Origin of the sequence: Pseudomonas sp. lyk4-R2A-10, assembly GCF_030209075.1 — a bacterium.
GTDB classification, from domain to species: Bacteria; Pseudomonadota; Gammaproteobacteria; order Pseudomonadales; family Pseudomonadaceae; genus Aquipseudomonas; species Aquipseudomonas glycinae.
The window spans coordinates 265,587-287,711 of record NZ_JARVSR010000010.1; the positions used below are offsets into that span (position 1 = coordinate 265,587).

At 59.8% G+C, this 22,125-nt stretch carries 22 protein-coding genes and 1 tRNA gene; 16 read left to right on the plus strand and 7 right to left on the minus strand.

Annotated elements, in window-relative coordinates; all coding sequences use genetic code 11:
* Nucleotides 1-88: 88 nt before the first annotated feature.
* The 7 genes from QRN46_RS14740 (at nucleotide 89) to QRN46_RS14770 (ending at nucleotide 7,220) form a co-directional block, all read left to right on the plus strand.
* Entirely contained in the window at nucleotides 89-2,746 is a 2,658-nt protein-coding gene (locus QRN46_RS14740) for a phage tail tape measure protein (protein WP_285355475.1), read from the plus strand.
* A 9-nt stretch (nucleotides 2,747-2,755) separates the two neighbouring features.
* Complete coding sequence (locus QRN46_RS14745; RefSeq protein WP_285355476.1) at nucleotides 2,756-3,601, plus strand: phage tail protein; 846 nt, start codon at nucleotides 2,756-2,758, stop codon at nucleotides 3,599-3,601.
* Nucleotides 3,576-3,782 carry a tail protein X gene (locus tag QRN46_RS14750; protein WP_285355478.1) on the plus strand — a complete coding sequence of 69 codons (207 nt, stop codon included), beginning with the start codon at nucleotides 3,576-3,578 and terminating at the stop codon, nucleotides 3,780-3,782. Before QRN46_RS14745 ends, QRN46_RS14750 begins: the two co-directional genes overlap by 26 nt.
* A gap of 97 nt (nucleotides 3,783-3,879) precedes the next feature.
* Nucleotides 3,880-4,929 (plus strand): phage late control D family protein, encoded by a 1,050-nt coding sequence (locus QRN46_RS14755; protein ID WP_285355480.1) that lies wholly within the window; start codon nucleotides 3,880-3,882, stop codon nucleotides 4,927-4,929.
* A gap of 49 nt (nucleotides 4,930-4,978) precedes the next feature.
* Nucleotides 4,979-5,512, plus strand: a complete 534-nt coding sequence (locus tag QRN46_RS14760; protein ID WP_285355483.1) for a glycoside hydrolase family 19 protein — start codon at nucleotides 4,979-4,981, stop codon at nucleotides 5,510-5,512.
* 5 nt (nucleotides 5,513-5,517) lie between these two features.
* A complete protein-coding gene (locus tag QRN46_RS14765; RefSeq protein WP_502942404.1) occupies nucleotides 5,518-6,024 on the plus strand; it encodes a lysis system spanin subunit in 507 nt (168 codons plus the stop codon).
* Nucleotides 6,025-6,107: 83 nt separating this feature from the next.
* Nucleotides 6,108-7,220 carry a DUF2971 domain-containing protein gene (locus QRN46_RS14770; protein WP_285355485.1) on the plus strand — a complete coding sequence of 371 codons (1,113 nt, stop codon included), beginning with the start codon at nucleotides 6,108-6,110 and terminating at the stop codon, nucleotides 7,218-7,220.
* 217 nt (nucleotides 7,221-7,437) lie between these two features.
* Here QRN46_RS14770 and QRN46_RS14775 read toward each other — a convergent pair whose 3' ends face one another.
* From QRN46_RS14775 to QRN46_RS14785, 3 genes are all read right to left on the minus strand, one after another.
* A complete protein-coding gene (locus tag QRN46_RS14775; RefSeq protein ID WP_285355487.1) occupies nucleotides 7,438-8,091 on the minus strand; it encodes a hypothetical protein in 654 nt (217 codons plus the stop codon).
* 83 nt (nucleotides 8,092-8,174) lie between these two features.
* Entirely contained in the window at nucleotides 8,175-8,384 is a 210-nt protein-coding gene (locus tag QRN46_RS14780) for a hypothetical protein (protein ID WP_016774031.1), read from the minus strand.
* Between the two features lie 210 nt (nucleotides 8,385-8,594).
* A tRNA-Ser gene (locus QRN46_RS14785) sits at nucleotides 8,595-8,682 on the minus strand.
* Between the two features lie 122 nt (nucleotides 8,683-8,804).
* On the opposite strand from QRN46_RS14785, the gene QRN46_RS14790 reads away from it, so the two are divergent.
* The gene (locus tag QRN46_RS14790) at nucleotides 8,805-9,476 is read left to right on the plus strand and encodes a Bax inhibitor-1/YccA family protein (protein ID WP_007955123.1); all 672 of its coding nucleotides are present in this window, start codon (nucleotides 8,805-8,807) and stop codon (nucleotides 9,474-9,476) included.
* 72 nt (nucleotides 9,477-9,548) lie between these two features.
* Here QRN46_RS14790 and QRN46_RS14795 read toward each other — a convergent pair whose 3' ends face one another.
* Both QRN46_RS14795 and QRN46_RS14800 read right to left on the minus strand, forming a co-directional pair.
* Nucleotides 9,549-9,875 carry a YceK/YidQ family lipoprotein gene (locus QRN46_RS14795; RefSeq protein WP_064381848.1) on the minus strand — a complete coding sequence of 109 codons (327 nt, stop codon included), beginning with the start codon at nucleotides 9,873-9,875 and terminating at the stop codon, nucleotides 9,549-9,551.
* 39 nt (nucleotides 9,876-9,914) lie between these two features.
* Nucleotides 9,915-10,352 carry an Lrp/AsnC family transcriptional regulator gene (locus QRN46_RS14800; RefSeq protein WP_064381847.1) on the minus strand — a complete coding sequence of 146 codons (438 nt, stop codon included), beginning with the start codon at nucleotides 10,350-10,352 and terminating at the stop codon, nucleotides 9,915-9,917.
* 139 nt (nucleotides 10,353-10,491) lie between these two features.
* Here QRN46_RS14800 and QRN46_RS14805 point away from each other — a divergent pair, with 139 nt between their 5' ends.
* Nucleotides 10,492-11,385, plus strand: a complete 894-nt coding sequence (locus QRN46_RS14805) for a DMT family transporter (protein WP_041475250.1) — start codon at nucleotides 10,492-10,494, stop codon at nucleotides 11,383-11,385.
* 3 nt (nucleotides 11,386-11,388) lie between these two features.
* On the opposite strand, the gene QRN46_RS14810 is transcribed toward QRN46_RS14805, so the two are convergent.
* Together QRN46_RS14810 and QRN46_RS14815 are read right to left on the minus strand one after the other, a co-directional pair.
* Nucleotides 11,389-12,429 (minus strand): FUSC family protein, encoded by a 1,041-nt coding sequence (locus QRN46_RS14810; protein ID WP_181457862.1) that lies wholly within the window; start codon nucleotides 12,427-12,429, stop codon nucleotides 11,389-11,391.
* 46 nt (nucleotides 12,430-12,475) lie between these two features.
* Nucleotides 12,476-14,101, minus strand: coding sequence for an NADP-dependent glyceraldehyde-3-phosphate dehydrogenase (locus tag QRN46_RS14815; RefSeq protein WP_011333912.1), 1,626 nt, complete (start codon nucleotides 14,099-14,101; stop codon nucleotides 12,476-12,478).
* 275 nt (nucleotides 14,102-14,376) lie between these two features.
* On the opposite strand from QRN46_RS14815, the gene QRN46_RS14820 reads away from it, so the two are divergent.
* The 7 genes from QRN46_RS14820 to QRN46_RS14850 all read left to right on the plus strand — a co-directional run bounded on the left by QRN46_RS14820 (nucleotide 14,377) and on the right by QRN46_RS14850 (nucleotide 22,125).
* Nucleotides 14,377-14,739, plus strand: coding sequence for a c-type cytochrome (locus QRN46_RS14820; protein ID WP_011333913.1), 363 nt, complete (start codon nucleotides 14,377-14,379; stop codon nucleotides 14,737-14,739).
* Between the two features lie 76 nt (nucleotides 14,740-14,815).
* A complete protein-coding gene (locus tag QRN46_RS14825; RefSeq protein ID WP_181457863.1) occupies nucleotides 14,816-16,144 on the plus strand; it encodes a D-arabinono-1,4-lactone oxidase in 1,329 nt (442 codons plus the stop codon).
* Nucleotides 16,144-17,427 (plus strand): DSD1 family PLP-dependent enzyme, encoded by a 1,284-nt coding sequence (locus tag QRN46_RS14830; RefSeq protein ID WP_011333915.1) that lies wholly within the window; start codon nucleotides 16,144-16,146, stop codon nucleotides 17,425-17,427. Before QRN46_RS14825 ends, QRN46_RS14830 begins: the two co-directional genes overlap by 1 nt.
* Before the next feature lie 169 nt (nucleotides 17,428-17,596).
* A complete protein-coding gene (locus QRN46_RS14835) occupies nucleotides 17,597-18,223 on the plus strand; it encodes a transposase (protein ID WP_074690888.1) in 627 nt (208 codons plus the stop codon).
* 55 nt (nucleotides 18,224-18,278) lie between these two features.
* Nucleotides 18,279-19,874 carry a ShlB/FhaC/HecB family hemolysin secretion/activation protein gene (locus QRN46_RS14840; protein ID WP_285355504.1) on the plus strand — a complete coding sequence of 532 codons (1,596 nt, stop codon included), beginning with the start codon at nucleotides 18,279-18,281 and terminating at the stop codon, nucleotides 19,872-19,874.
* A 14-nt stretch (nucleotides 19,875-19,888) separates the two neighbouring features.
* Nucleotides 19,889-21,688 (plus strand): DUF2341 domain-containing protein, encoded by a 1,800-nt coding sequence (locus QRN46_RS14845; RefSeq protein WP_285355506.1) that lies wholly within the window; start codon nucleotides 19,889-19,891, stop codon nucleotides 21,686-21,688.
* Nucleotides 21,689-21,699: 11 nt separating this feature from the next.
* Nucleotides 21,700-22,125, plus strand: coding sequence for an ExbD/TolR family protein (locus QRN46_RS14850; protein ID WP_007955109.1), 426 nt, complete (start codon nucleotides 21,700-21,702; stop codon nucleotides 22,123-22,125).

The window sequence follows — 22,125 nt, forward strand, 5'->3', positions numbered from 1 at the left end:
AGATCCAGTCGATGCCGTTCGCGGATATGGTGTGGTGGCTCACGGATTGAGCTGCCACCGGTAGTGCTGGGCACATGAGGGCCATGACATGGCAAACAAACTCGCCCTCGGGCTGGTGATCGGCGGTGCCGTCAGTTCCACGGTCGGCGCCGCGTTCAAGGACGTGACCGGGCGCATCAAGCGCCTTGAGGCTGAGGGCAACAAAGCGCGCGTGCTGCAGCGCACGATTGGCGACACCATCCGCCTGCGCGAAGAATGGAAAAAGGCTCACGACACCGGCGCTGCCGGTGCGTCCAAATTACTCAGCCGTTTGAACTCGAACCTCGACACCCTGAAAAAGCAGGGGGTCGAGGTTGGCCGGTTGGAAAAAGCCTATCGCTCGATGGGGCAGACGGCCAACAAGGCCGAGCTGAAAGCCAAGGGTCATCAGCAGATTGATTCTGGCGCAAAGGGCATGAAGGGCGCCGTGGGTGCAGCGGTGGTCGGTGTCGGTGCCATGGCGGTACCGACCAAGGTCAGCGCTGACTTTGGCGCGATTGTGCGTGACATTGCGATCAAGGCCGGCATTGCCAACAAGCCGCAAGAGCAGGAGATGTCGCGCAAGATCATCGACACTTCACGCGACACCGGAATGGCGCGCAATGATGTGGCCGACGTGGTCAATCAGTTGGTCGGCGCCGGCATGGACTTGAGCAAGGCGCTGGAATACGCGCCTGTCGCGGCCAAGTTTGTCGTGGGGCAGGGATCCAGCGGCGTCGACACGGCGAAGATGATCAACGCCCTGGGGCAGAACGCCAAGATCACCGACCCCAAGCAGATGCAGCAGGCGCTGGAGGCGATCGCTTACCAAGGGCAGGCGGGCAGCTTTGAAGCGGCCGACATGGCCAAGTGGTTTCCGGAGCTGCTGGCCAACATGGCCAGCAACGGTATCACCGGCTTGGACGCGGTGACGCAACTGGGCGCCATGCTGCAGGTGCAGATGAAGCAGGCCGGCAGTTCGGATGAAGCGGCCAACAACCTGAAAAACTGGATGGGCAAAATCGGCTCGGGCGATACGGTCAAGGCTTACGAAAAGGCCGGTATCGACTACAAGGGGTCGATGCAGACCGGTTTGCAAAACGGCATGTCGACGCTTGAAACCAGTATGGCGCTGGCTCAGAAATACATTCAGGCGACCGATCCAAAGCGCGCGGCGGCCATGGCCGAAGCGACGTCGAAAATCAGCAAGGAAGCCGATCCGGATAAGGCCAAGGCCATGATGGCCTCGCTGGAGGAGTCCCTGCGCACCGGCGACCTGTTCGCTGACATGCAGGTCAAGGCCGCACTGTCCGCCTACATGCAGAACAAGGCGCTATACAGCCAGCTCAAAAACGATTCGCGTGAGGCGACCGGGATCCTCGACAAGAACCTCGCCGAGCGGCGCGAGTCATCATCGCAGAAATGGGCGGAAATGGCCCAGTCGATGGATGACGCCATGCGTAGCATCGGTGATGCGCTGCGCCCGGTGACGGACACTGTGGCCGAGTCGTTGACCAAGGTTACTAAAGGCATTACGTCGCTGACGGATAGCGCGCCCGGGGTAGTTGCCGGTATCGCCACGGTCGGGGCGGGGCTGATCGCCTTAAAAGGTATCTTCAGCACGATCAAAATCAGCAAGGGGCTAATCAACCTTGCACGCGGTTCGCGCGGTGGCAGGAGAGAAAGAGACGGCAATCAAAAGCCCGGTGAACTTGATCTAGTAGCGACTGGCCTGGATGTTGTCTCGCGGGTGAAGGAAACGGCAACGGGCGGCGGCCTTGGCACTGAAACTGGCGCAGGTAACGACGGCGTCAAAAAGGTTTTCGTCGTCAATGCCGGTGCTATGGGTGGCGGTGTGGATGCGTCGGGCGAATCGCGCCGACGTGGACGTGGGTCAAGGCGCAGCGTTCGGCGTCGGTCGTTGCCGAGTTCGAGAGGGCTTCGCCCGTCTGTGCCTCCTCCACCTGTTCCGGTTTCACGCCCATCTGTTCCGGCTCCGCGTCCACCTGTTTCGATCCCGACGCCATCAGCCCCTGCCGTTCCAAGTGGTGTGCTGTCAAAGCTCGGCGTCGTTGCAGAATCCGTCGGTAAGGTCGGCAAGGCGGCCAAGGTAATTCCTGGCGGCACGCTGCTGGAGTCCGGGGCGATGGCATTTGAAACCTTTCAAAGCGCCAAGACCAAGGACGAAAAAGCCGAGGGCTACGGTGCGGCCGCTGGCAACTTGGCCGGCACCATGGCCGGTGCAGCAGCAGGCGCCGCCATTGGTTCGGTGGTGCCGATCATCGGCACCGCTATCGGCGGCATGATCGGTGCGTATCTGGGCAGTCAGGGCGGTGCGGCGCTGGGCGGGTCGTTGGGTAAGTCGCTGTTCGGCGGTGAGGATGAAAAGCCCGAACAAACGGCAAAGGCGCCGGTGCCGGCCACGCCGCTCATGCTGATGTCAGCGGCGCAGCAAGGCCCGGTGCTGGGGGATGTCGCGCGCTCGATGGCGGTGACGGCGCCGCTCAAATCGGCGGCGACGGCGATCCAGCCCAAGGAGCCAGAAAAACCGGTGCAGGCCAAGGTGGACCAGCAGTTTCAGTACTCGCTGAACATGCCGGTCACGGTGCAGGGCGACGTCAAGGACCCGCAAGCTTTGGCGCAGGATCTGATGCCGCACATGCAGCGAATGATGGCGGATGCGGCAAAGAGTAATGCCGCCAAGCTGTACGACGAACCCCATGTCTAAGGAGGTTTCATGGCTTACATGGAGCAAATGCAATCGAGCCTGAAGTATTTGGTCGAGGCAGCGGAAACCGGGCGGCGCAGTGCTGACGGCATGCTGACCCCGGTCAACGGCGCGATCCGCGAACTGATCGGCGCCGCGTCCGAGCTGGAGAACATCCCGTTTGTTGGTCCGGCCATCGGCGCCAAGCTTCAGCGGGTGATGCGCGGCGTCGATGCGGCTCAAGCCAAGATCGGTCAGGTGGCGGCGGTGTACGGCCGCGCTACCCGGGCCGCGGCCGAAGTGCAGGAGCGGCTGGGCACATTGAAGGAACAGGCGGGCAAGGTGGCCACGGCGATCAACAACGTCGCCGGCAAGGTCAGTCCGTCGCTGGCCAACATCGTGCCCACCAGTTCCTTTGCCGTGGAGGCCACGCCGGCGCCGGAGGCGGTGAAGCCGTTCCCGCACCTGATGATCATTCAGCCGCGCGCTCCGAAGATTGAGCCGTATTACTTCAACCTGGACACGGCGGCCTTTGATGAGCTGAGCCGTTCGACCGAATTCCGCTGGGCTTCGCAGGAGCGGCTGACACGCCGGCCGGCGAAGCAGGCCATCGGTATGGGTGATGAAAAGTTGACACTCAAGGGCACGATCTATCCGGGCTTCAAAGGCGGTTTAAAGCAGCTCGACACGCTGCGTTCCATCGGGGCCAGGCTGCAACCGCTGACCCTGACCACGGGCTATGGCGAGGTGATCGGGACCTGGTGCCTGAAAAACATCAACGAGGAACAGTCCGCTCTGCTGCACGGCGGTATTGCTCGCAAACAGGGGTTCACTTTGGAGTTTGAGCGCTATGGCGACGACATGCAGGACGTCTGACGGCGACATGCTCGATGTCATTTGCAACAACGTTTACGGCCATCTGAATGGCAGCGTCGAGGCCGTGCTCGATGCCAATCAGGGGTTGGCCGATGAGCCTCAGCCGTTCCGGGCGGGCGTGATTATTGTCCTGCCGGATCTGCCCAGCCCGACCAGTGAGGGCGTCAGCTTGTGGGATTGACCCGGGGCGATACCTTCGCCGGCGCCGCGTCGCGTTACGCGTAACGACGCCTTGTTTTTCTGGCCCGCCTTGTGCGGGTTTTTTTTTGGAAAAAACCATGACTCCGATGTTTCGAATCGTCGCCGATGGGGCTGATGTCACGGCCAAGATCAATGATCGGCTGTTGTTGTTGCGTACCTCTGACAAGCCAGGCATGGAGTCCGACGAGTTTGAGTTGCGTATCGACGACCGTGACGGGCAAGTGCAATTGCCTCGTCGCGGCAGCTCAATCGAGATTTACCTAGGGTATGCCGAAACGACCTTGGCGCGCATGGGCAGCTATACCGTGGACACGGTCGAGGTGTCAGGCCCACCCGATACGATCGTGATCAAGGGCAAGGCCAGCGACATGCGTGGCAGCGGCAAGACCATCCGTAGCGGAAGCTGGGAAGATGTGCCGCTGTCGAAGATCGTGGCTGACGTGGCCGCGCGCAATGGCTGGCAGCCGGTTTGCCCGGTGTCGACCAATGTCGCCCGGGTCGACCAGCTCAACGAGTCCGATTTTAATTTCATCACCCGGCTGGCCAAGCAATACGACTGCACGGCCAAGGTGGCCGACGGCAAGCTGTTGGTAATGCCGCGCCAGGGTGGCCAGACGGCCAGCGGTAAGGCGTTCGGCGCCATCACTCTGAACCGCAGTGACCTCAGCCGCTGGCAATTCAGTCTCGGTGATCGCAACTCGCACAAGGCGGTGGCCACCAAACATCAGGATAAGAAAAACGGCAAGCTGGCGGTGGTCACCATCGACAACGATGACGCTCCGGACGGCTTGCCGGCAGTGCATACCGATCGCCATATCTACCCAAACAAGACCGCCGCCGAAGCGGCCGCCAAGGCGCGGCTGTCAGCGTTCAACCGCTCGACCGCCGACGTGCGGTTTGAGATGGAAGGACGGACTGACATCTTCGCCGAGCGGCCGATTCTCGCCCAGGGCTTCAAGGTCGGGCTTGATGGCGAGTATCTGGCGGACTCGGTCGAGCAGGTGTTCACTCAGTCCGGCTGGTCGACCACGATCGAATGCAATGCCGGCAAGGCAGGTAAATCCAAGGGCAAGAAAAAGAAAGGGCCGAAACCACCCCTCAAGGTTGTGAACATCGAGAAGCAGTAGCCGCATCCCATCGCCGCCTGAGTGCGGTTTTTTTATGTCTGGAGTTTTTATGTCGCTCACTCAGCAGCAGTTGCTGCAGATCCTACCCAATGCCCGTCCAGTCGCGAGCGTTTTCTTACCTGTCCTGAATACAGCAATGCAGCGCTACCAAATTGTCGGTAGAAAGCGTGTTGCCGCTTTCATCGCCCAGCTCGGCCATGAGTCGGGACAGCTGCGCTTCGTTCGCGAGATCTGGGGGCCGACCCCGGCTCAAGCGAAGTACGAGGGGCGAGCCGATCTGGGCAATACCCAACCCGGAGATGGTTCGAAATATCGAGGACGGGGCCTGATCCAGATTACCGGCCGGGCGAACTATGCCTCGTGCGGCGAGGCGCTGGGCCTCGACCTGATCACTGAGCCGGAGCTGCTGGAATTGCCCCAGTACGCGGCCATGTCAGCAGCGTGGTTCTGGAAGCAGAACGGGCTGAACGATCTGGCTGACCTAGACCAGTTCAACACCATCACTCGCCGTATTAATGGCGGTCTGAATGGTTTACAGGATCGACTGGAGATCTGGTCGCGTGCGCGGGCGGTGGTGGTGTGATCTCCATCCTCTTGAAAACAGTCGGAGTGCTGGCGCTGGTACTAATCGGCGCTGGCAGTGCCTCGCAGTTTCAGGACTGGAGGTACGGGCTACAACTGGCCGAGCAGGCGCGGTTGCACGCCGAAACCCTCAATCAACTGACCCAGGCTGCAGCCACTGCGCAACAGGCCGAGCAGGATAAGCGTCTGGCGCTGGAGCAACGGCTCACTGCCAGTGAGCAAACCCACTTTAGGAAAATGACTGATGCCCAACGTGATCAAGATCGCCTGCGTGATCGCCTTGCCACTGCTGATGTCCGCCTGTCAGTCCTCCTCGACGCAACACACGTTGACAAGGGCTGCGGCGTGCCAGCCACCTCCGGCGCCGGCAGCGTGGATCATGCAGCCGTACGAGCCGGACTTGACCCAGCGCATGCTCAACGAATTATCGCAATCACCGATGACGGTGATAGGGGATTGATAGCGTTAGCCGCTTGCCAAAGTTTCATAAAACATTTGGATGAATATAAATAATTTTGTGGCTCACCTTGATTGAAGTCTTAATGGTTCGGCATAATTCTTGGCTAAGTTAGGTAAATTTTACTGTGAGTTTGTGAATGGAAAAGCAAATTTTTGTTTATCACTATACGACTGCTCGTACAGCAATTGATTATATTTTGAGAAATATGAGTCTTCGGCTTGGTCGTCTTGGTGGGGTTAATGATCCCAAGGAAAGTAAGTTTAGGGATTTCGTTTTTTATGCGCGCGGCCCTAAGGCGATCTCAGATTTTGAAGGTGTATTGTTTGATGATGCTTGTGATGATTTAGCTAATAACTCGTATGCTTTGTGCTGTGGCGTTGCAGGGGCCAACGATCGCGATCGAGAGGACGGAGCACTTCATCCCCATATGTGGGCTAACTACGCCGGCAGGCATACGGGCGTATGTCTAGTTTTAGATAAGGACGCCCTTCACAAGAAGGTTGTAGCTTCGGCTGGGAGTAATACTTTGTTTTATGGCGAGGTCGAATATCATGATTTCGCGGAGCTTTCGAAACGGAATTCCCCAGCTTACAGCTTGTATCTTGAAGACTGGCTTAAGGATAAAGAAGGATATTTTGATTTTCATGTTAATAATTATAATCGGCAGATGTTCTTCCTGAAGCATGAGGATTGGTGTGTTGAAAATGAGATTAGATGGGTTATTCGTTCTAGAGTTGGTGCCGATTTTTTTGTAGATATAAGTGATGCTTTGGTAAAGGTCGTCGTTGGGCATGATGTCAGTGAACCTGACTTCCATTATCTTAGAGAACGGTGTGTCGCACTGGGCGTGCCGATACATAAAGTGATATGGAACTCCTCAGGCTCACTCTCCGCGGATTTATCAACTGAGAATGTGCCTGAAACACTAGATATGAATTTTATGTTTAGTCGGCAAGTCCCTTGCTCCGCAATATTTCACCGAGTCAGTGATGGAAGGGGTAACCCGAAGGTAATCGCCGTATCATCAAGAAATGGTAATGTGGTTTATTGTGGAAAAGGTGACGATAGTCATCGTTCATTGAAACCGTTGGGCTATACAGAGGCAGAGGCTGCTGAGGGCGTTTCTCCTCGAGGATTTTCCGCCGGAAGATTAGCCGAAATAGGCGAAAGACCACTCAATGGAATATTTAAGGATGGAGTATTTTACGGTAATCCTGGAGAGGAGGTTCCTTTTTATGAAAACAAATAGTCAGAATAGGCTTAATGCGGTATGGAAGATCATTGCTTGAAAAATGTGTACCTGGGCATCGTTCTTTGATTTCTGAGCGGGTTGCTATGTTTCTTGATGAGACTTCTGAGAATAGATGTAAGCATTGCGTTCGCAGATGTAATAGAGGGTAAAATCTCTGGCGCCGGCTTCGTCACAAAACATTTTTCCCGAGCAGGTCGGGCAGTCATCACGTGCATCAAATCGATCGAGGCAGGCAGGGCACATGCAGAACACTGCCGACTCGTGTGAGGTCGCACCCTTTTTCAAGGGTTCGCAGATCTCGTACCTCCTGGGCAACCTGAGCAACGTCTACGAGCGCCCGATACGCGTCTTCGTCAAATAGTGGCCGATGGGTGATCCCGGCGATCATTCGCTCAGTCTCGATCAGTTGGTACCGGAGCCCATTTTTTTCCAGCACCAGGCCAGCGATTTTTCCAATTTTTCTAGAAAGCCCCGAGATCAGCCGCACCCCGTCCGCGTCAGAGTAAACCTTTCCATCGTATGCGAAGGACGCGCCGCGAGGCTCGTCACTCACAAAGATGAAGATTGACCGGCTGATAGTGCATGGCAGGTTTCCGTTGTCGATCTGAATGACGTCATAGGTCGAGGCGCCACGGTAGTGCCCGGTCGAGTTCTGCAGCTCTTCGACGGCGTGCCAGTACGAGGCGTCTGCCATCTCATTCATGTCGAACTGCTCAAGCTGGTGGATCAAGCCTTCATTGAGAAGCGTCGCCGCCATCTCGTGAAGGGTTTCCCGATGACACTCTGGGTTCTGTAGACGGACGTTGTGATCGTCGAGGGCCGCGCGCCATCGCTGGAGCCGTAGGGTTTTTGCTTGGTCGAAATTCATGCTGCGGAGTTCACTGCATAGATTCTGTATGCATGTACAGTAATCGAGGTGGGGCAGTTGTGCGAGGTGGAGGCGAAGAGCTGTCAGTCGGGCGTCATTAGAACTGCCAAGGTCATCTTGATGAACTCTTCGTTCTTATCGATTGCCCAGAGCGCGCCGCGGACGTTCTCAGCGACGTCGGCCGATCCGCGCTGCTCGACCCAATTCGATAGCTCCATAATGGCGGCTTCGAGGGCGAGTTGGTTTTCGTTGATCTTGAAGAGTAGGGAAGGGAGTAGGTCTGAGTTGGGCATTTTGGTCTCCTTGGTAGCCAAAGAACCAGCGTAGCACCGTGTTACATGAAGAGTATTTTACGTTTGGCAGGACGCCAGAGAAGGGAGAAAAACCAGAAAGTTTTGTAACGCGTCTCAAAAAGTTTTGTAACACCTCAACGAGCGCGGCGGAAATTTCAAACCCCAAAAACGACAAAGCCCTGAATAATCAGGGCTTTGTCGTACATAAGATGGCGGAGGCGATGGGATTCGAACTCATGGACCTGTTACAGTCGACGGTTTTCAAGACCGTTGCCTTAAACCACTCGGCCACACCTCCGTTGCGTTGCGGGCGCCATAATACCTGAATGAAACACACTGTCAAACTCTGTGCATGGCTTGTTACAGAGCGTCTGTTATGATCTTTGCGACTGAACGTTTCAAACCAACAGGAGTGTCGCCATGCGCGAACAGGATTACGCAGTTCACAACAGCGTGCAGGCTGAGCAGCTAGAGGTTAGCCGCGTCCTGCGCAACACTTACGGTCTACTGGCGCTCACCCTCGCATTCAGCGGTGTGATGGCGTTCGTGGCCCAGCAGATGCGGGTCGGCTACCCGAACATTTTCGTGGTACTGATCGGTTTTTACGGGCTGTTCTTCCTCACCAACAAGCTTCGTGACTCTGCCTGGGGCCTGGTGTCGGCGTTTGCCCTGACCGGTTTCATGGGTTTCCTCCTCGGCCCGATCCTCAACCGTTACCTGGGCATGCAGGGCGGCGCTGAAGTGGTCAGCTCCGCGTTTGCGATGACTGCACTGGTGTTCGGTGGTCTGTCGGCCTACGTGCTGATCACCCGTAAGGACATGAGCTTCCTCGGTGGCTTCATCACCGCCGGTTTCTTCGTCCTGCTGGGCGCGACGCTGGCAAGCATGTTCTTCCAGATCAGCGGCCTGCAACTGGCGATCAGCGCAGGTTTCGTGCTGTTCTCGTCGGTCTGCATCCTGTTCCAGACCAGCGCCATCATCCACGGCGGCGAGCGCAACTACATCATGGCGACCATCAGCCTGTATGTATCGATCTACAACCTGTTCGTCAGCCTGTTGCAGATCTTCGGCATCATGAGCCGCGACGACTGATCGCTGCACCGCTATAAACAGAAAACCCGCGAAAGCGGGTTTTTTGTTGCCTGCGATAAAGAGAGCAGGCGATCAATTGATCTCGATGCTGCCATCGGCCTGTTGCTTGTAGATCGTGTAGGGCAGCAGCAACGTATCGAGCACTCCCGACACGGCCGCATCGACCAGCAGACCCGGTGTCGCGTTCTTGTAGTTGAACGCATCGACGTCATCCGGCTTTTCGGCGTGCAGCATGCAAAAGTCGTACGTCACGCCACTGTAGATGCGCGGTACAGCGCCGCAGTAGGATTTTTTAGCCTTCAACTGGTCGGTGGAAAACTTATCGCTGAACGCCACGGTCTGCACCGTCCCGCACCCGGCCAGCATCAACACAGCCAGCATCATTGCCTGAATTTTCATACCGCCAATCCTTCGCCGGAAAAAATCAATCTACGCCGCTCAGGCCATTGGCGGCAACCGCCGTTTTACCGGGGTCTTCTTGACGATCGCCGTATTGGTTTCCGCCAGCGTATTCAGCCGGTCGAGCAAGGTGTCAAGTTGCTCCATCGAACGCACATGCAGGCGGGCGATAAAGCAGTCCTCGCCGGTGACCTTGTCGCACTCGGTAAACTCGGGAATCGACAGAATCTGCCGCTCGACTTCCTGCAATTGCCCCGGCAATGGCCGCACTCGGACGATGGCCTGCAACTGGTAGCCGAAGCATTTCGGGTCAATTTCAACGGTGTAACCCTTGAGCACACCGCGTTCCTCCAGCCGCCGCAGGCGCTCGGCCACGCTCGGCGATGACAACCCGCTGATTTGCGCCAGGGCCTTGAGCGAGCGCCGCGAATCCTCCATCAGGGCTCCGATCAGGATCTGGTCGATATCGTCGGTCATACAAGAAACTCCCGCATTAGGCGAATGGCACAAACTACCCTTGATAAAAAAGGCAGAAACCGAGTTTAGCCTGCTTTTTCCGCTGGAGAGGCCCCGATCTCGCTTGGCATACTTTTGCCACACATTAAGGAGATAGATGATGGACAAAACAATCCGTCGCGGCTCATTCGAAATGACCGCTGCCATGCTGATATCCGGGACGATCGGCTGGTTCGTACTGGTGTCCGGGCAACCGGTGATGGACGTGGTGTTCTGGCGCTGCGTGTTCGGCGCCGGGACCTTGTTGCTGATCTGCGCTGCGTTCGGCTTTCTGCGCCCAGGCATCTTGACCCGCACCACATTCTTGCTGGCGGTGCTCAGCGGGGTGGCAATCGTCGGCAACTGGGTGCTGCTGTTCGCCTCCTACTCAAGGGCCTCGATTGCCATCGGCACGGCGGTGTACAACGTGCAGCCGTTCATGCTGGTGGGTTTGGCGGCGCTGTTTCTCGGCGAGAGGATCACCCTGCAGAAGATGTTCTGGCTGGCGATTTCTTTCATGGGAATGCTGGCCATCGTCAGTGCCCACGGCGGGCAGGGCGAGGGTGGCAATGATTACCTGATGGGGATTGCGCTGGCGCTGGGGGCGGCGTTTCTGTACGCCATCGCCGCGTTGATCATCAAGCGCCTGACCGGCACGCCGCCGCATCTGATTGCGCTGATCCAGGTCTGCACCGGCGTGCTGTTGCTCGCGCCATTCGCCCATTTTTCAGCGATGCCCGAGGCACCGAGTGCCTGGGCCAGTTTAGTGACACTGGGCATCGTCCACACCGGTCTGATGTACGTGTTGCTCTACGGCGCGATCCAGAAACTGCCGACCGCATTGACCGGCGCGCTGTCATTCATCTACCCGATCGCGGCGATTTTCGTTGACTGGTTTGCCTTCGGTCATCAACTGCAAACCCTGCAATGGATTGGCGTGGCGGCGATTCTATTGGCCGCTGCGGGCATGCAACAGGGTTGGGGATTGAAGGCGCGGCGCCTGGCCGCGCAGTAAACCTCAGATGTTCCAGCGCGGTGCGGTCTTCGCCAGGCGCTGACGCATTTCGCCGATGTTGGCCGCCAGTTGCCGGGTCAACAAACGGTAGCCATCCAGCGGGCTGTAGACAGGCGTATCGAGGCTGGCGTCCGGCAATTCCACCGGGCGCCCCAGCCTCTGGGCCGCACCAGTTTTCAACGCTCGGGCCATGCCGATCAATTGCACGCGAATATGCCGGTGCTCGGCCTTGAGCGCCGCTTGCAGGTGCGTCATGGCGTCGGGGTCGTTGGCATCCGGGCGAATGTTGCCGAGGATTTCCAGGGTGCTGATGCACATACGCAGGTTGCGCTGAATGGCGTCCAGTTCGGTCATCGAGACTTTGACTTCCTTGGACACCGACGGCATCAGCGAGCGCAGTTGCACCATCACCGCGTTCAGCCGGCTCATCAACTTCAAGTGTTCGTCGGCCGTCACCGGTTGGCCGCCGATGATCCGCCCGTACACCGTGGCGCAGTCACGCAGCGCGTCGGCCAGGTTGTAGCGCCACGAGTACACCGCGTACAGCGGCAGAGCGAAGGAAAAGGCCAGGGCCAGGGCGATACCGATCAGGATATCGACCCCGCGCCACAGCCCGTCGGTGATCGGGTTGTCGCCATGCCCGGCGACAATGAACACGGTAATGGCCGAGAGCAGGGCGGTGTAGCCGCCCTTGCCGATGGCGTGATACGAGAAAAATCCGCAGACCACTGCCATCGCAAAATAGGTCAGCCACGGCATGCCCAGCCACGCCTGTTGCGCCACGATCAACAAACCGACGCCGGCACCGATCAAGGTGCCGGTGGCACGCTCGGCGGCTTTCTTGCCGATGTTGCCGTGGTGCTGCAGGCCGCCAATCACCACCAGCATGGTCACCGACGCCCATTCGCCGTGGGGCAGATTGATGCCGGTGGTCAGCAGGATTGTCGCCAGCAACCCCAACGCGACCCGCACCGCGTGAATCGTTCGAGCATGGCGATAACGTCGATACGGGTCGAGCAACGGCCGCAGGATCCGCCGCAACAGCGGCGGCCAGCGGTGGGGGCTGAAAGTGCTCAGCGCTGATTCCTCCTCAGAAGATGTAGTCGGTGGCGATGAAGTTCGAATCCCGTCCGCGAATGATTTCGCTGATCAGATCCTTGTTGGGTTCCTGGAACTTGGTCGCCACCAGGGTGCGGATCGAAAACACCCGCAGTGCATCGTGTACCGACAGCGTGCCTTCGGCGGAGTTCTTGCGACCGTTGAACGGGTAGGTGTCCGGGCCGCGCTGGCACTGGGCGTTGAGGTTGATCCGCCCGACCTGGTTGGCGAAGGTGTCGACCAGTCGGCCGACGGCCACCGGGTTGGTGCCGAAGATGCTCAGTTGCTGGCCGAAGTCCGATTCCAGCACGTAGTCGATCACGGTATCGAGGTGACGGTACGGCACAATCGGCACCACCGGCCCGAACTGCTCTTCCTGATAAACGCGCATCTGCGGCGTCACCGGGTACAGCACCGCCGGATAGAAGAACGATTCCCGCGACTCGCCACCATTCGGATTGACCACCTGGGCGCCTTTGCTCTGCGCGTCGGCCACCAGCCCATGCAGATAATCGACCTTGCCTGACTCTGGCAGCGGCGTCAGCGAAACCCCGCTGTCCCACGGCATGCCCGGTTTGAGGCTGGCCAGTTTGGCGTTGAATTTCTCGATGAAGCTGTCCACCACATCTTCATGCACGAACAGAATCTTCAACGCGGTGCAGCGCTGGCCGTTGAACGACAGCGAGCCGGTGACCGCTTCGCTGACCGCATTGTCCAGATCGACTTCCGGCAGGACGATGCCGGGGTTCTTCGCATCCAGGCCCAATGCTGCGCGCAAGCGGTGTGGTTTCGGGTGCAGTTTCTTCAGGTCGCTGGCGGCCTTGTTGGTGCCGATGAAGGCGAAGATGTCGATCTTGCCGCTGGCCATCAGCGCACTGACGGTCTCGCGGCCGCTGCCGTAGATGACGTTGATCACGCCGGTGGGGAAGCTGTCGCGGAAGGCTTCAAGCAAAGGACGGATCAGCAGTACGCCGAGCTTGGCCGGTTTGAATACCACGGTGTTACCCATGATCAGCGCCGGAATCAGCGTGGTGAAGGTTTCGTTCAGCGGATAGTTGTAAGGCCCCATGCACAGCGCCACCCCGAGCGGAACGCGGCGGATCTGGCCGAGGGTGTCCTGTTCCAGCTCGAAACGGCTGGAGCGGCGGTCGAGTTCTTTCAGCGCATTGATGGTGTCGACGATGTAGTCGCAGGTGCGGTCGAACTCTTTTTCCGAGTCCTTGAGGTTCTTGCCGATCTCCCACATCAGCAGTTTCACCACGGCGTCGCGTTGCTGGCGCATGCGCCCGAGGAAAGCTTCGACGTGTTGGATGCGTTCGGCCACGCGCAGGGTTGGCCACAGGCCCTGGCCTCGATCGTAAGCGCGCACGGCCGCATCCAAAGCGGTGAGGGCGGTGTCGGCGTCCAGCAGCGGTGTGCTGCCGAGGATCACTTGTTCGTCGCCGTTATCGCCGTGCAGATAGACCGGGCTGCGCACGGTGGCGAGCGGGCCGTCCCAGCGGCGCAACTGGCCATCGACCAGGTATTCGCGTTGCTCGACCTGACCGTCGAGGCGGTATTTTTCCGGGATGTCGCTGACAGAAGGGAACAGGTTGCCAAGGATGTTTGCTGTGGTCATGTCGCTACCCCGCGTCATTGAAAAAGTCTGTAACGGTTATACGCCTGAATGCGCCGAAATTTAAACCCGCAAATGTCACGCGAATGTCACCCAAAGGCGCAGGGCAGAGGGGATGACACCGCGGCTCCCACAGGTTTTCAGGAATACCCGATTCTTCAGGGAACCCGACTGGCCCCGGATGCCCCCCTCACTGTCCCGCAATGCCCTCAACCCGCCGCCGTTGCTGCCTTAAGGTGGGATCACAACAATAAGCGGCACCTCACGCGAGGATCTTTATGCGGGCATCCCGATTCACCTGGCTGCTGATGCTGGCCGTTGCACTGGCCGGTTGCGGCGAAGACGCCAAACCCCCGACCTCATCCGGCATCGCCCCTGGTGCCATGCCCTCCGACCCGGCGCTGGCGCAGATCTACGCCAACAGCTGCCAGCTCTGCCACGCCAACCCCGCCGCCAATGCGCCGCTGACCGGCGACCGCAAGGCCTGGGAACCGCGCATCCAGCAGGGCGCCGACACGCTGCTCGACCACGCCATCAATGGCTACAACGGCATGCCGCCGATGGGCCAGTGCGTCGAGTGCTCGGAAGAACAATTCCTTCAGCTGATCGGCTTCATGGCCGATCAGCCGCTCCCAAAATAAGGATCCTGGCATGCCGATAGATCTGACACGCCGGCAGTTATTGCAACGGGCAAGCATCGTCGGCGCGTTCAGCGCGCTGGCCTGCAATCCGGCGCTGGGCCAGTTGATGCGCGCACCTCGGCTGATTCCCTGGCGCAACTGGTCGGGCGGGCAGAGTTGCCTGCCGGCGGCGCGAGTGGCACCGAAAAATCTGGATGAACTGACCGCAGTGATTCAGCAGGCACCGGGCAAGATTCGCCCGGTCGGTTCGGCGCATTCCTTCAGTGCTTTGGTGCCCACCGACGGCACGTTGCTGTCGCTGAGCTACTTCAACGGTCTGCTCGATCACGACCCGAAAACCCTGCAAGCCGAATTCGCTGCCGGCACGCCGATGTCACGCATGGGCACGCCGCTCAAGGACGTCGGCCAGGCCCTGCAGAACATGGCCGACATCGATTACCAGACCCTCGCCGGGGCCATTTCCACCTCCACCCATGGCACCGGCAAAACCTTCCAGTCCTACTCGGCCCACGTCTGCGGGATGCAACTGGTGACCGCCCGTGGCGAGGTGCTGGATTGCGACAGCCAGCGACATCCCGAAGTATTCAACGCCGCCCGGGTATCCCTCGGCGCGTTGGGCGTAGCCACCAAAATCCGCCTGCAAAACCGTCCGGCCTATCGCCTGCGGGAGCGCCAGTGGATCGCCAAAACCGAAGAACTGCTGGAAGACCTGGACAAGAACACCCGCGAAAACCAGCACTGGGAGATGCTCGTCGTCACCCATTCCGACTACGCCTTGTCGATTGCCCTCAACGAAACCACCGACCCGCCCACGCTGCCGATTCCGCCCGAAGAGGAGGGCGGCAACGAGTTCGTGACCCTGATCGAGAAGATCGACAAGTACGGCAGCGATTTCCCGAACCTGCGCAGTTCGCTGCTCAACAGCCTGCGGCATCTGGCGAGTTTCGACGACCGGGTCGGCGACTCGTTCGAGATCTACGCCAACGTGCGCACCGTGCGTTTCAACGAAATGGAATATTCGGTGCCCGCCGAACACGGCCCGGCCTGCCTGCGGGAGATTCTCAAACTGATTCGCGACAAGGACCTGCGCACCTGGTTTCCCATCGAGTACCGCTACGTCAAGGCCGACGACATTCCGCTGAGCATGTTCGAAGGCCGTGACAGCTGTTCGATCTCGGTCCACCAGCATTACCAGATGGACCACCACAACTTCTTCGCCGCCGTCGAGCCGATCTTCTGGAAGTACAACGGCCGCCCGCACTGGGGCAAATTGCACACGCTCAATGCCCGTACGTTGCAAACGCTCTATCCGCGCTGGCAGGAATTCATTCAGGTACGCCAGGCGGTGGACCCGAGCGGCAAGTTTCTCAACGGGCATCTGTCGTCGATTCTGGGGGTGAGCTGATGGCGGTCAATCGACGTAATTTCGTGCTCGGAACTTTGGGTGTTGGCGCTTTGCTGGTGGGCGTGGGTGCGTTGTTAAGGCCGGGGGATCGCGGCGGGCCTTACAGTGACTATTTTCGGGCGCTGAACAACGAACTCAAGACCAAAGGCCCGATGCGCCCGGTGTTGCTGATCGATCTGGATCGGCTGGATCACAACATCGACGTGGTGATGCGCTCGGTCAAACGCGCGGGCAAGCAGTTGCGGCTGGTAGAGAAGTCATTGCCATCGCCGGGCTTGCTCCGCTACATCGGCCAACGGGCGGGGACGCAGCGGCTGATGTCGTTCCATCAGCCGTTTCTCAATCACGATGCGGTGACGTTTCCGCAGTCCGACATTCTGCTCGGCAAACCGCTGCCGGTGCGCTCGGCCGAGATTTTCTACCAGACTCACAAAGGCCCCTTCGACCCGACGAAACAACTGCAATGGCTGATCGACAACCCCGAACGCTTGCAGCAATACCTCGCACTGGCCCAGGGATTTGGCACGCGGATGCGGATCAACATCGAGCTGGACGTCGGCCTGCATCGAGGCGGCGTCAGTGACGTGAACGTGCTCGGGCAGATGCTCGCGCTGATCGCCGCCAACCCGCAGCATCTGGCGTTCGCCGGCTTCATGGGCTACGACCCGTTCGTGGGCATGGGCGTGCCGGGGATTCTCGGTTCGCCCGAGGAACTGTTCGCCAAGGTGATGGTGATTTATCAGCGCTGCGTCGACTTCACCCGGCAGCAATATCCGGCGCTGTGGCATGACGGCTTGTGCCTGAATACGGCCGGCAGCCCGAGTTATCGCATGCATGAAAACGAACACCTGAGCAGTGAGGTGTCGGTGGGGACGGCGATGCTCAAGCCGACTCATTACGATCTGCCGTCGCTGGTCGAACATGAACCTGCCGCGTACATCGCCACGCCGGTGTTGAAAAGCACGGGTGCGGTGAACATCCCGGCGCTGGATGACAAGTCGAAACTGTTTTCGTGGTGGGACACCAACCAGCGCCAGACCTTCTTCATCTACGGTGGCAACTGGATGGCCGAATTCGAATCGCCGCCCGGATTGCAGAGCAATGGTGTTTACGGCCGTAGCTCGAATCAGGAGATGGTCAATGGCTCGAATGCCGTGGGGCTGACGGTGGAGGATCAGGTGTTCTTGCGCCCGACCCAGACCGAAGCCGTCCTTCTGCAATTCGGCGACTTGCTGGCGGTGCGTGGCGGCAAGATCGTCGATACCTGGCCGGTGTATACCTGATCTGCTGACTTCTTCAACACAACGCAAAACCTTCAGCAATTTCCGTAATGAAGCTTTTATGACAAAAGTTCGGTAGCACATCGCCAGTCCGGTCATGCCTATGTAACGCGCTTGAGGGGCCCTGAGGGGCGCTTTTCACAAGCCGAGGCGGGACGCCGGGAGTGAGGCAATGGGGACTATGGAACGCTACTCGAAAGTGGGCATGCAGGAACTCGATCAACGCCTGTCGAAGATCGTCGAAGCCGCGCGCAAGAAGCCGGTTTCGGTGTATCGCTACGGCGCGCCGTGGGTCTGGATCGTCTCGCAGGATGACTGGCAGGGCGCCTTGAAGGAGGTCTCCAGCTACATTCCGCCGGGGCATTCGCTGGTGCTGCTGCGCCCGCAGATCGATGACTTGCTCGACGCCCACCGCGATCTCCTGCACGACCTCAATGCCCAACCCGGCATGCTGATCGCCCCGCAGACGGTCATGCACATCCTGCTGCTGCAACTGCTGTATTCGGTGCCCAGCGAGCAGCAGCTCTACGAACAGCTCAATTACAACCTGCTGTTTCGCTGGTTCGTCGGCCTTGGCCTGAACCAGAAAGTCTGGAGCTTCAACGTCCTCAGTCGCGACATCGCCACGCTGCTCAACGAGCCGCGTGCGGTGCAGCTCATCCAGAAAATCATCGGTGAAGTGTTCTGCGGCGCGCTGCTGCAAATGCCCGAGTTCTCCTTGAACTTCGCGCTGCTGCACACCTGGCTGGGCAAGCACACCGGGGCCTGCACTTCAGCAATCAAGAACGCCAGTAACTGACGCACACGCAAGGCGCATGAGCGCCAACAGGTCATCGCGAAATTCAGGGGGTAGTGTGGAGCAGATTTTCACGTCACGGCTGGCGCTGTGGGGCTGGCTGCTGGTGACGGCCGGCGCGCAGCCGGCGTTCGCCGATGAGGCCGGGAACGCAGCGGCGCAGCGTCTGGTGGACGTCAACGAATACTTCGTGCGCGGCAACACCGTGCTCGATGCGCGGGCGATCGAAGAAGCGGTGTACCCGTTCCTCGGCCCGCAAAAAGCCTTGAGCGATATCGAAGGCGCGCGGGATGCCCTGCAAAAGGCCTATCAGGAGCGCGGTTATCAATCGGTGTTCGTCGAACTGCCGGAGCAGGCGGTGGCCGACGGCATCGTCTACCTGCAAGTCAGCGAAACCAAGGTCGGCCGGGTGCGTGTGGTTGGCGCCAAACACTATTCGCCGCTGGATATTCGCGACAACGTCCCAGCTCTCAAAGAAGGCGAGGTGCCGGACTTCGCCAAGGTCCAGGGCGAACTGGCCCAACTCAACAAGACCCCGGGCCGCCAAGTGATGCCGCTGGTGCGTGAAGGTCAGCGCCCCGGCACCATGGACGTGGACCTGCAGGTCGAAGACCAGAACCCGTGGACCGCCAGCGTCGGGCTGAACAACGACTACAGCGCCGACACCGAAAAACTGCGCACCGTCACCAGCCTCGGCTACAACAATCTTTGGCAGTTGGGGCACAGCGTCAACCTGACGTTCTTCACCGCACCCCAGGAGACTGACAACGCCAAGGTCTGGTCCGGCTCGTACACCGCGCCATTGACCGAGCGCTGGAGTGTGCAGTTCTCCGGTTACCAGTCCGACAGCAACGTCGCCACCATCGGCGGCAGCAACGTGCTCGGCAAGGGCCACTCCTACGGCGTAGCGGCGATCTACACGATCCCGTCCAGCGGCAACTGGTCGAACTCGCTGTCGGTGGGCATCGATTTCAAGGACTTCGACGAACGCCTGACCCTGTCCGGTGAGAGCGACAAGGTGCCGCTCAAGTACGCGCCGTTCACCTTCGCCTACAACGGCTATCGCTACAGCGAAAAGAGCCAGCTCGGCCTCGGCCTGAGCCTGGTCGCGGCCACTCGCAGCATCTTCGGCTACGGCAGTTCCGACGAAGACTTCGACTACAAACGCTACCGCGCCAACCCGAGTTTCGCCGTGCTCAAGGGCGATACCAACTTCACCTGGACCTTCGACAGCGACTGGCAGAGCGCAAGCAAAGCCGCGTTCCAGCTGGCATCGGGACCGCTGGTTTCCAACGAGCAATTCTCCGCCGGCGGCGCGACTTCGGTGCGCGGTTATCTGGCCGCCGAACGCACCGCCGATGACGGCTTCCTGCTGAGCGAAGAACTGCGCACACCGTCACTGGCCAAGTACGCCGGCACCTGGATGCAGGACTGGCGCTTCTACGCCTTCGCCGAAGGTGCGCAACTCTATCTGCGCGACGAACTGCCGGACCAGGACGCCAATTACGCCCTGGCCAGCGTCGGCCTCGGCACCCGCGCCAGCCTGAGCAAATGGCTGTCCGGCAGCCTCGACTGGGGCTACCCGCTACTCGAAGGGCCGAACACCTCGAAACAGGAATCGCGCCTGCACTTCAACCTTCAGGCCACTTTCTAACAGGAGCACTTTTCATGCAGCGCCTATTCCTTTCGTTGTTGATCTGCCTGGGCTTCGTGCTCCCGGCCACGGCTCAAGCCTGGTGGCAGGACGACTGGCATTACCGCAAACAGATCGCCGTCGACACCACGCCGCAAGGCGCCGCGATCAATCAGGCCCTGGGCCGCACCGCGCTGCTGGTGCGCCTGCACACCGGCAACTTCACCTTCGACGGCGTGAAAGAGGACGGCTCGGACCTGCGCTTCGTCGCCGCGGATGACAAGACCGTGCTCAACCATCAGATCGAAAGCTTCGACGCGCTGATGGGCATGGCGCAGATCTGGGTCGATGTGCCGAATGTCGAGGGCGGTCAGCGTCAGGACATCTGGATGTACTACGGCAACCAGAAGGCCCCGGCGACCGGCAACGGCCAACTGACGTTCGATCCGAATTACACCGCGCTCTATCACTTCGACGGCGCCACCGGTACTCCGGCCAAAGACACCACCGCTTACGGCAACACCGCGCAGAGCGCGACCGGCGCCGCGATTGACGGCGTAGTCGGGCGTGCCTTGCAGTTCAGCGGCCAGCCGCTGCTGCTACCGGCCAGTCCGTCGTTGCAGCACAACGCTGGCAGCGCGTTCACCTTCAGTGCCTGGCTGCGACTGGATCAGGCCAATGGCGAGCAACTGATCCTGGCTCGCCGCGAAGGCGCCAACAGCCTGCTGGTCGGTGTGAATCAGGGCGTACCGTTCGTGGAAATCGACGGCCAGCGTGCCGTCGCCACGCAGCCGTTGAATCCCGGCCAATGGCAGCACATCGCGCTGACCGCTGAAGGCGCGAAAGTGACGCTGTACATCAACGGTCGCGAAAGTGCGGCACTGGCCCAGGCGATGCCGGCGTTCAACTCGGTCATGGCCATTGGTGCTGATCTTTCCCCGAGCGCGTTCCAGCCATTCGTGGGCGCCATTGATGAACTGCGCCTGTCGAAAGTCGCCCGTCCGGCACCGCTGTTGCTGGCCGATGCCACTTCCCAAGGCGCCGAGTCGAAACTGGTCGCCTATGGCGTTGATGAAGAACAGTCCGGTTTCGGTTTCGGCAGCCTCGGCTTCCTGCTCAACGCGGTGCCGGTGGACGCCTGGGTGATCATCGCGGTGCTGGTGCTGATGATGTTCCAGTCGTGGATCATCATGCTGCGCAAGAACCGCACCCTCAGCCGCGTCACCGCCGCCAACGAAGACTTCCGCGTGCAATTCGCCAAGGTTGGCACTCGCCTGGAAATGTTCGCCGACGACACCCAGCTCGCCCAGCGTTTGCAGCATTCGCCGCTGTGGCGCCTGTATCTGGTGGCCGTGAAAGAAATCCGCACCCGCCGCGAGCAGGGCGCCGATACCTCGTCGGTTTCCGCCGCAACCATCGAAGCGATCCGCTGCTCCATGGACGGCGTCCGCACCCGTGAAAACCAGCAACTGAGCTCGAAACTCTCGACCCTGTCCAACGCCATCGCCGGCGGCCCGTACATCGGCCTGCTCGGCACGGTGCTGGGGATCATGGTGGTGTTCCTCGGCACCGCCATGGCCGGCGACGTCAACATCAACGCCATCGCGCCGGGCATGGCGGCCGCGTTGCTGGCCACGGCCATGGGTCTGTTCGTCGCGATCCCGGCGCTGTTTGGCTACAACCGCCTGATCACCCGCAACAAGGAAGTCAGCGCCGACATGCGCGTGTTCGTCGACGAGTTCATCACCCGTCTGGCGGAGATGCATGGCGAAGGCCAGTCCAGTGAAGCGGCGCATCAGCGCGGCCATCACGCCAACCACTCCGTACCGGCCTGAGGAGCACTGACATGGCGTCCGTAAATGCCTCCCACGACGATGATGAAGATGCAGCGGTAGACAGCATCAACATCACGCCACTGGTGGACGTGCTGATGGTGGTGCTGGTGATGTTCATCCTCACCGCCACCGCGCAGGTCTCCGGGATCCAGATCAACCTGCCCAAGGCCAGCGCCGCGGTGTCGTTGTCCGAAGCCAAGACCAAGGCGATTTCGGTCAACGACGGCGGCCAGGTGTTCCTCGACGCCTATCCGGTGACCCTGCCGGAGCTGGAAGAACGCCTGCGGATCGAGAAGGCGCAGAACCCGGACTTCCCGGTGATCGTGCGCGGCGACGCCACGGTGCAGTACCAGAAGGTCATCGAAGTGCTGGACCTGCTGCGCCGGCTCGAACTGTCCCAGGTCGGTCTCGTTACCGGCAAACCGACGCAGGGCTGA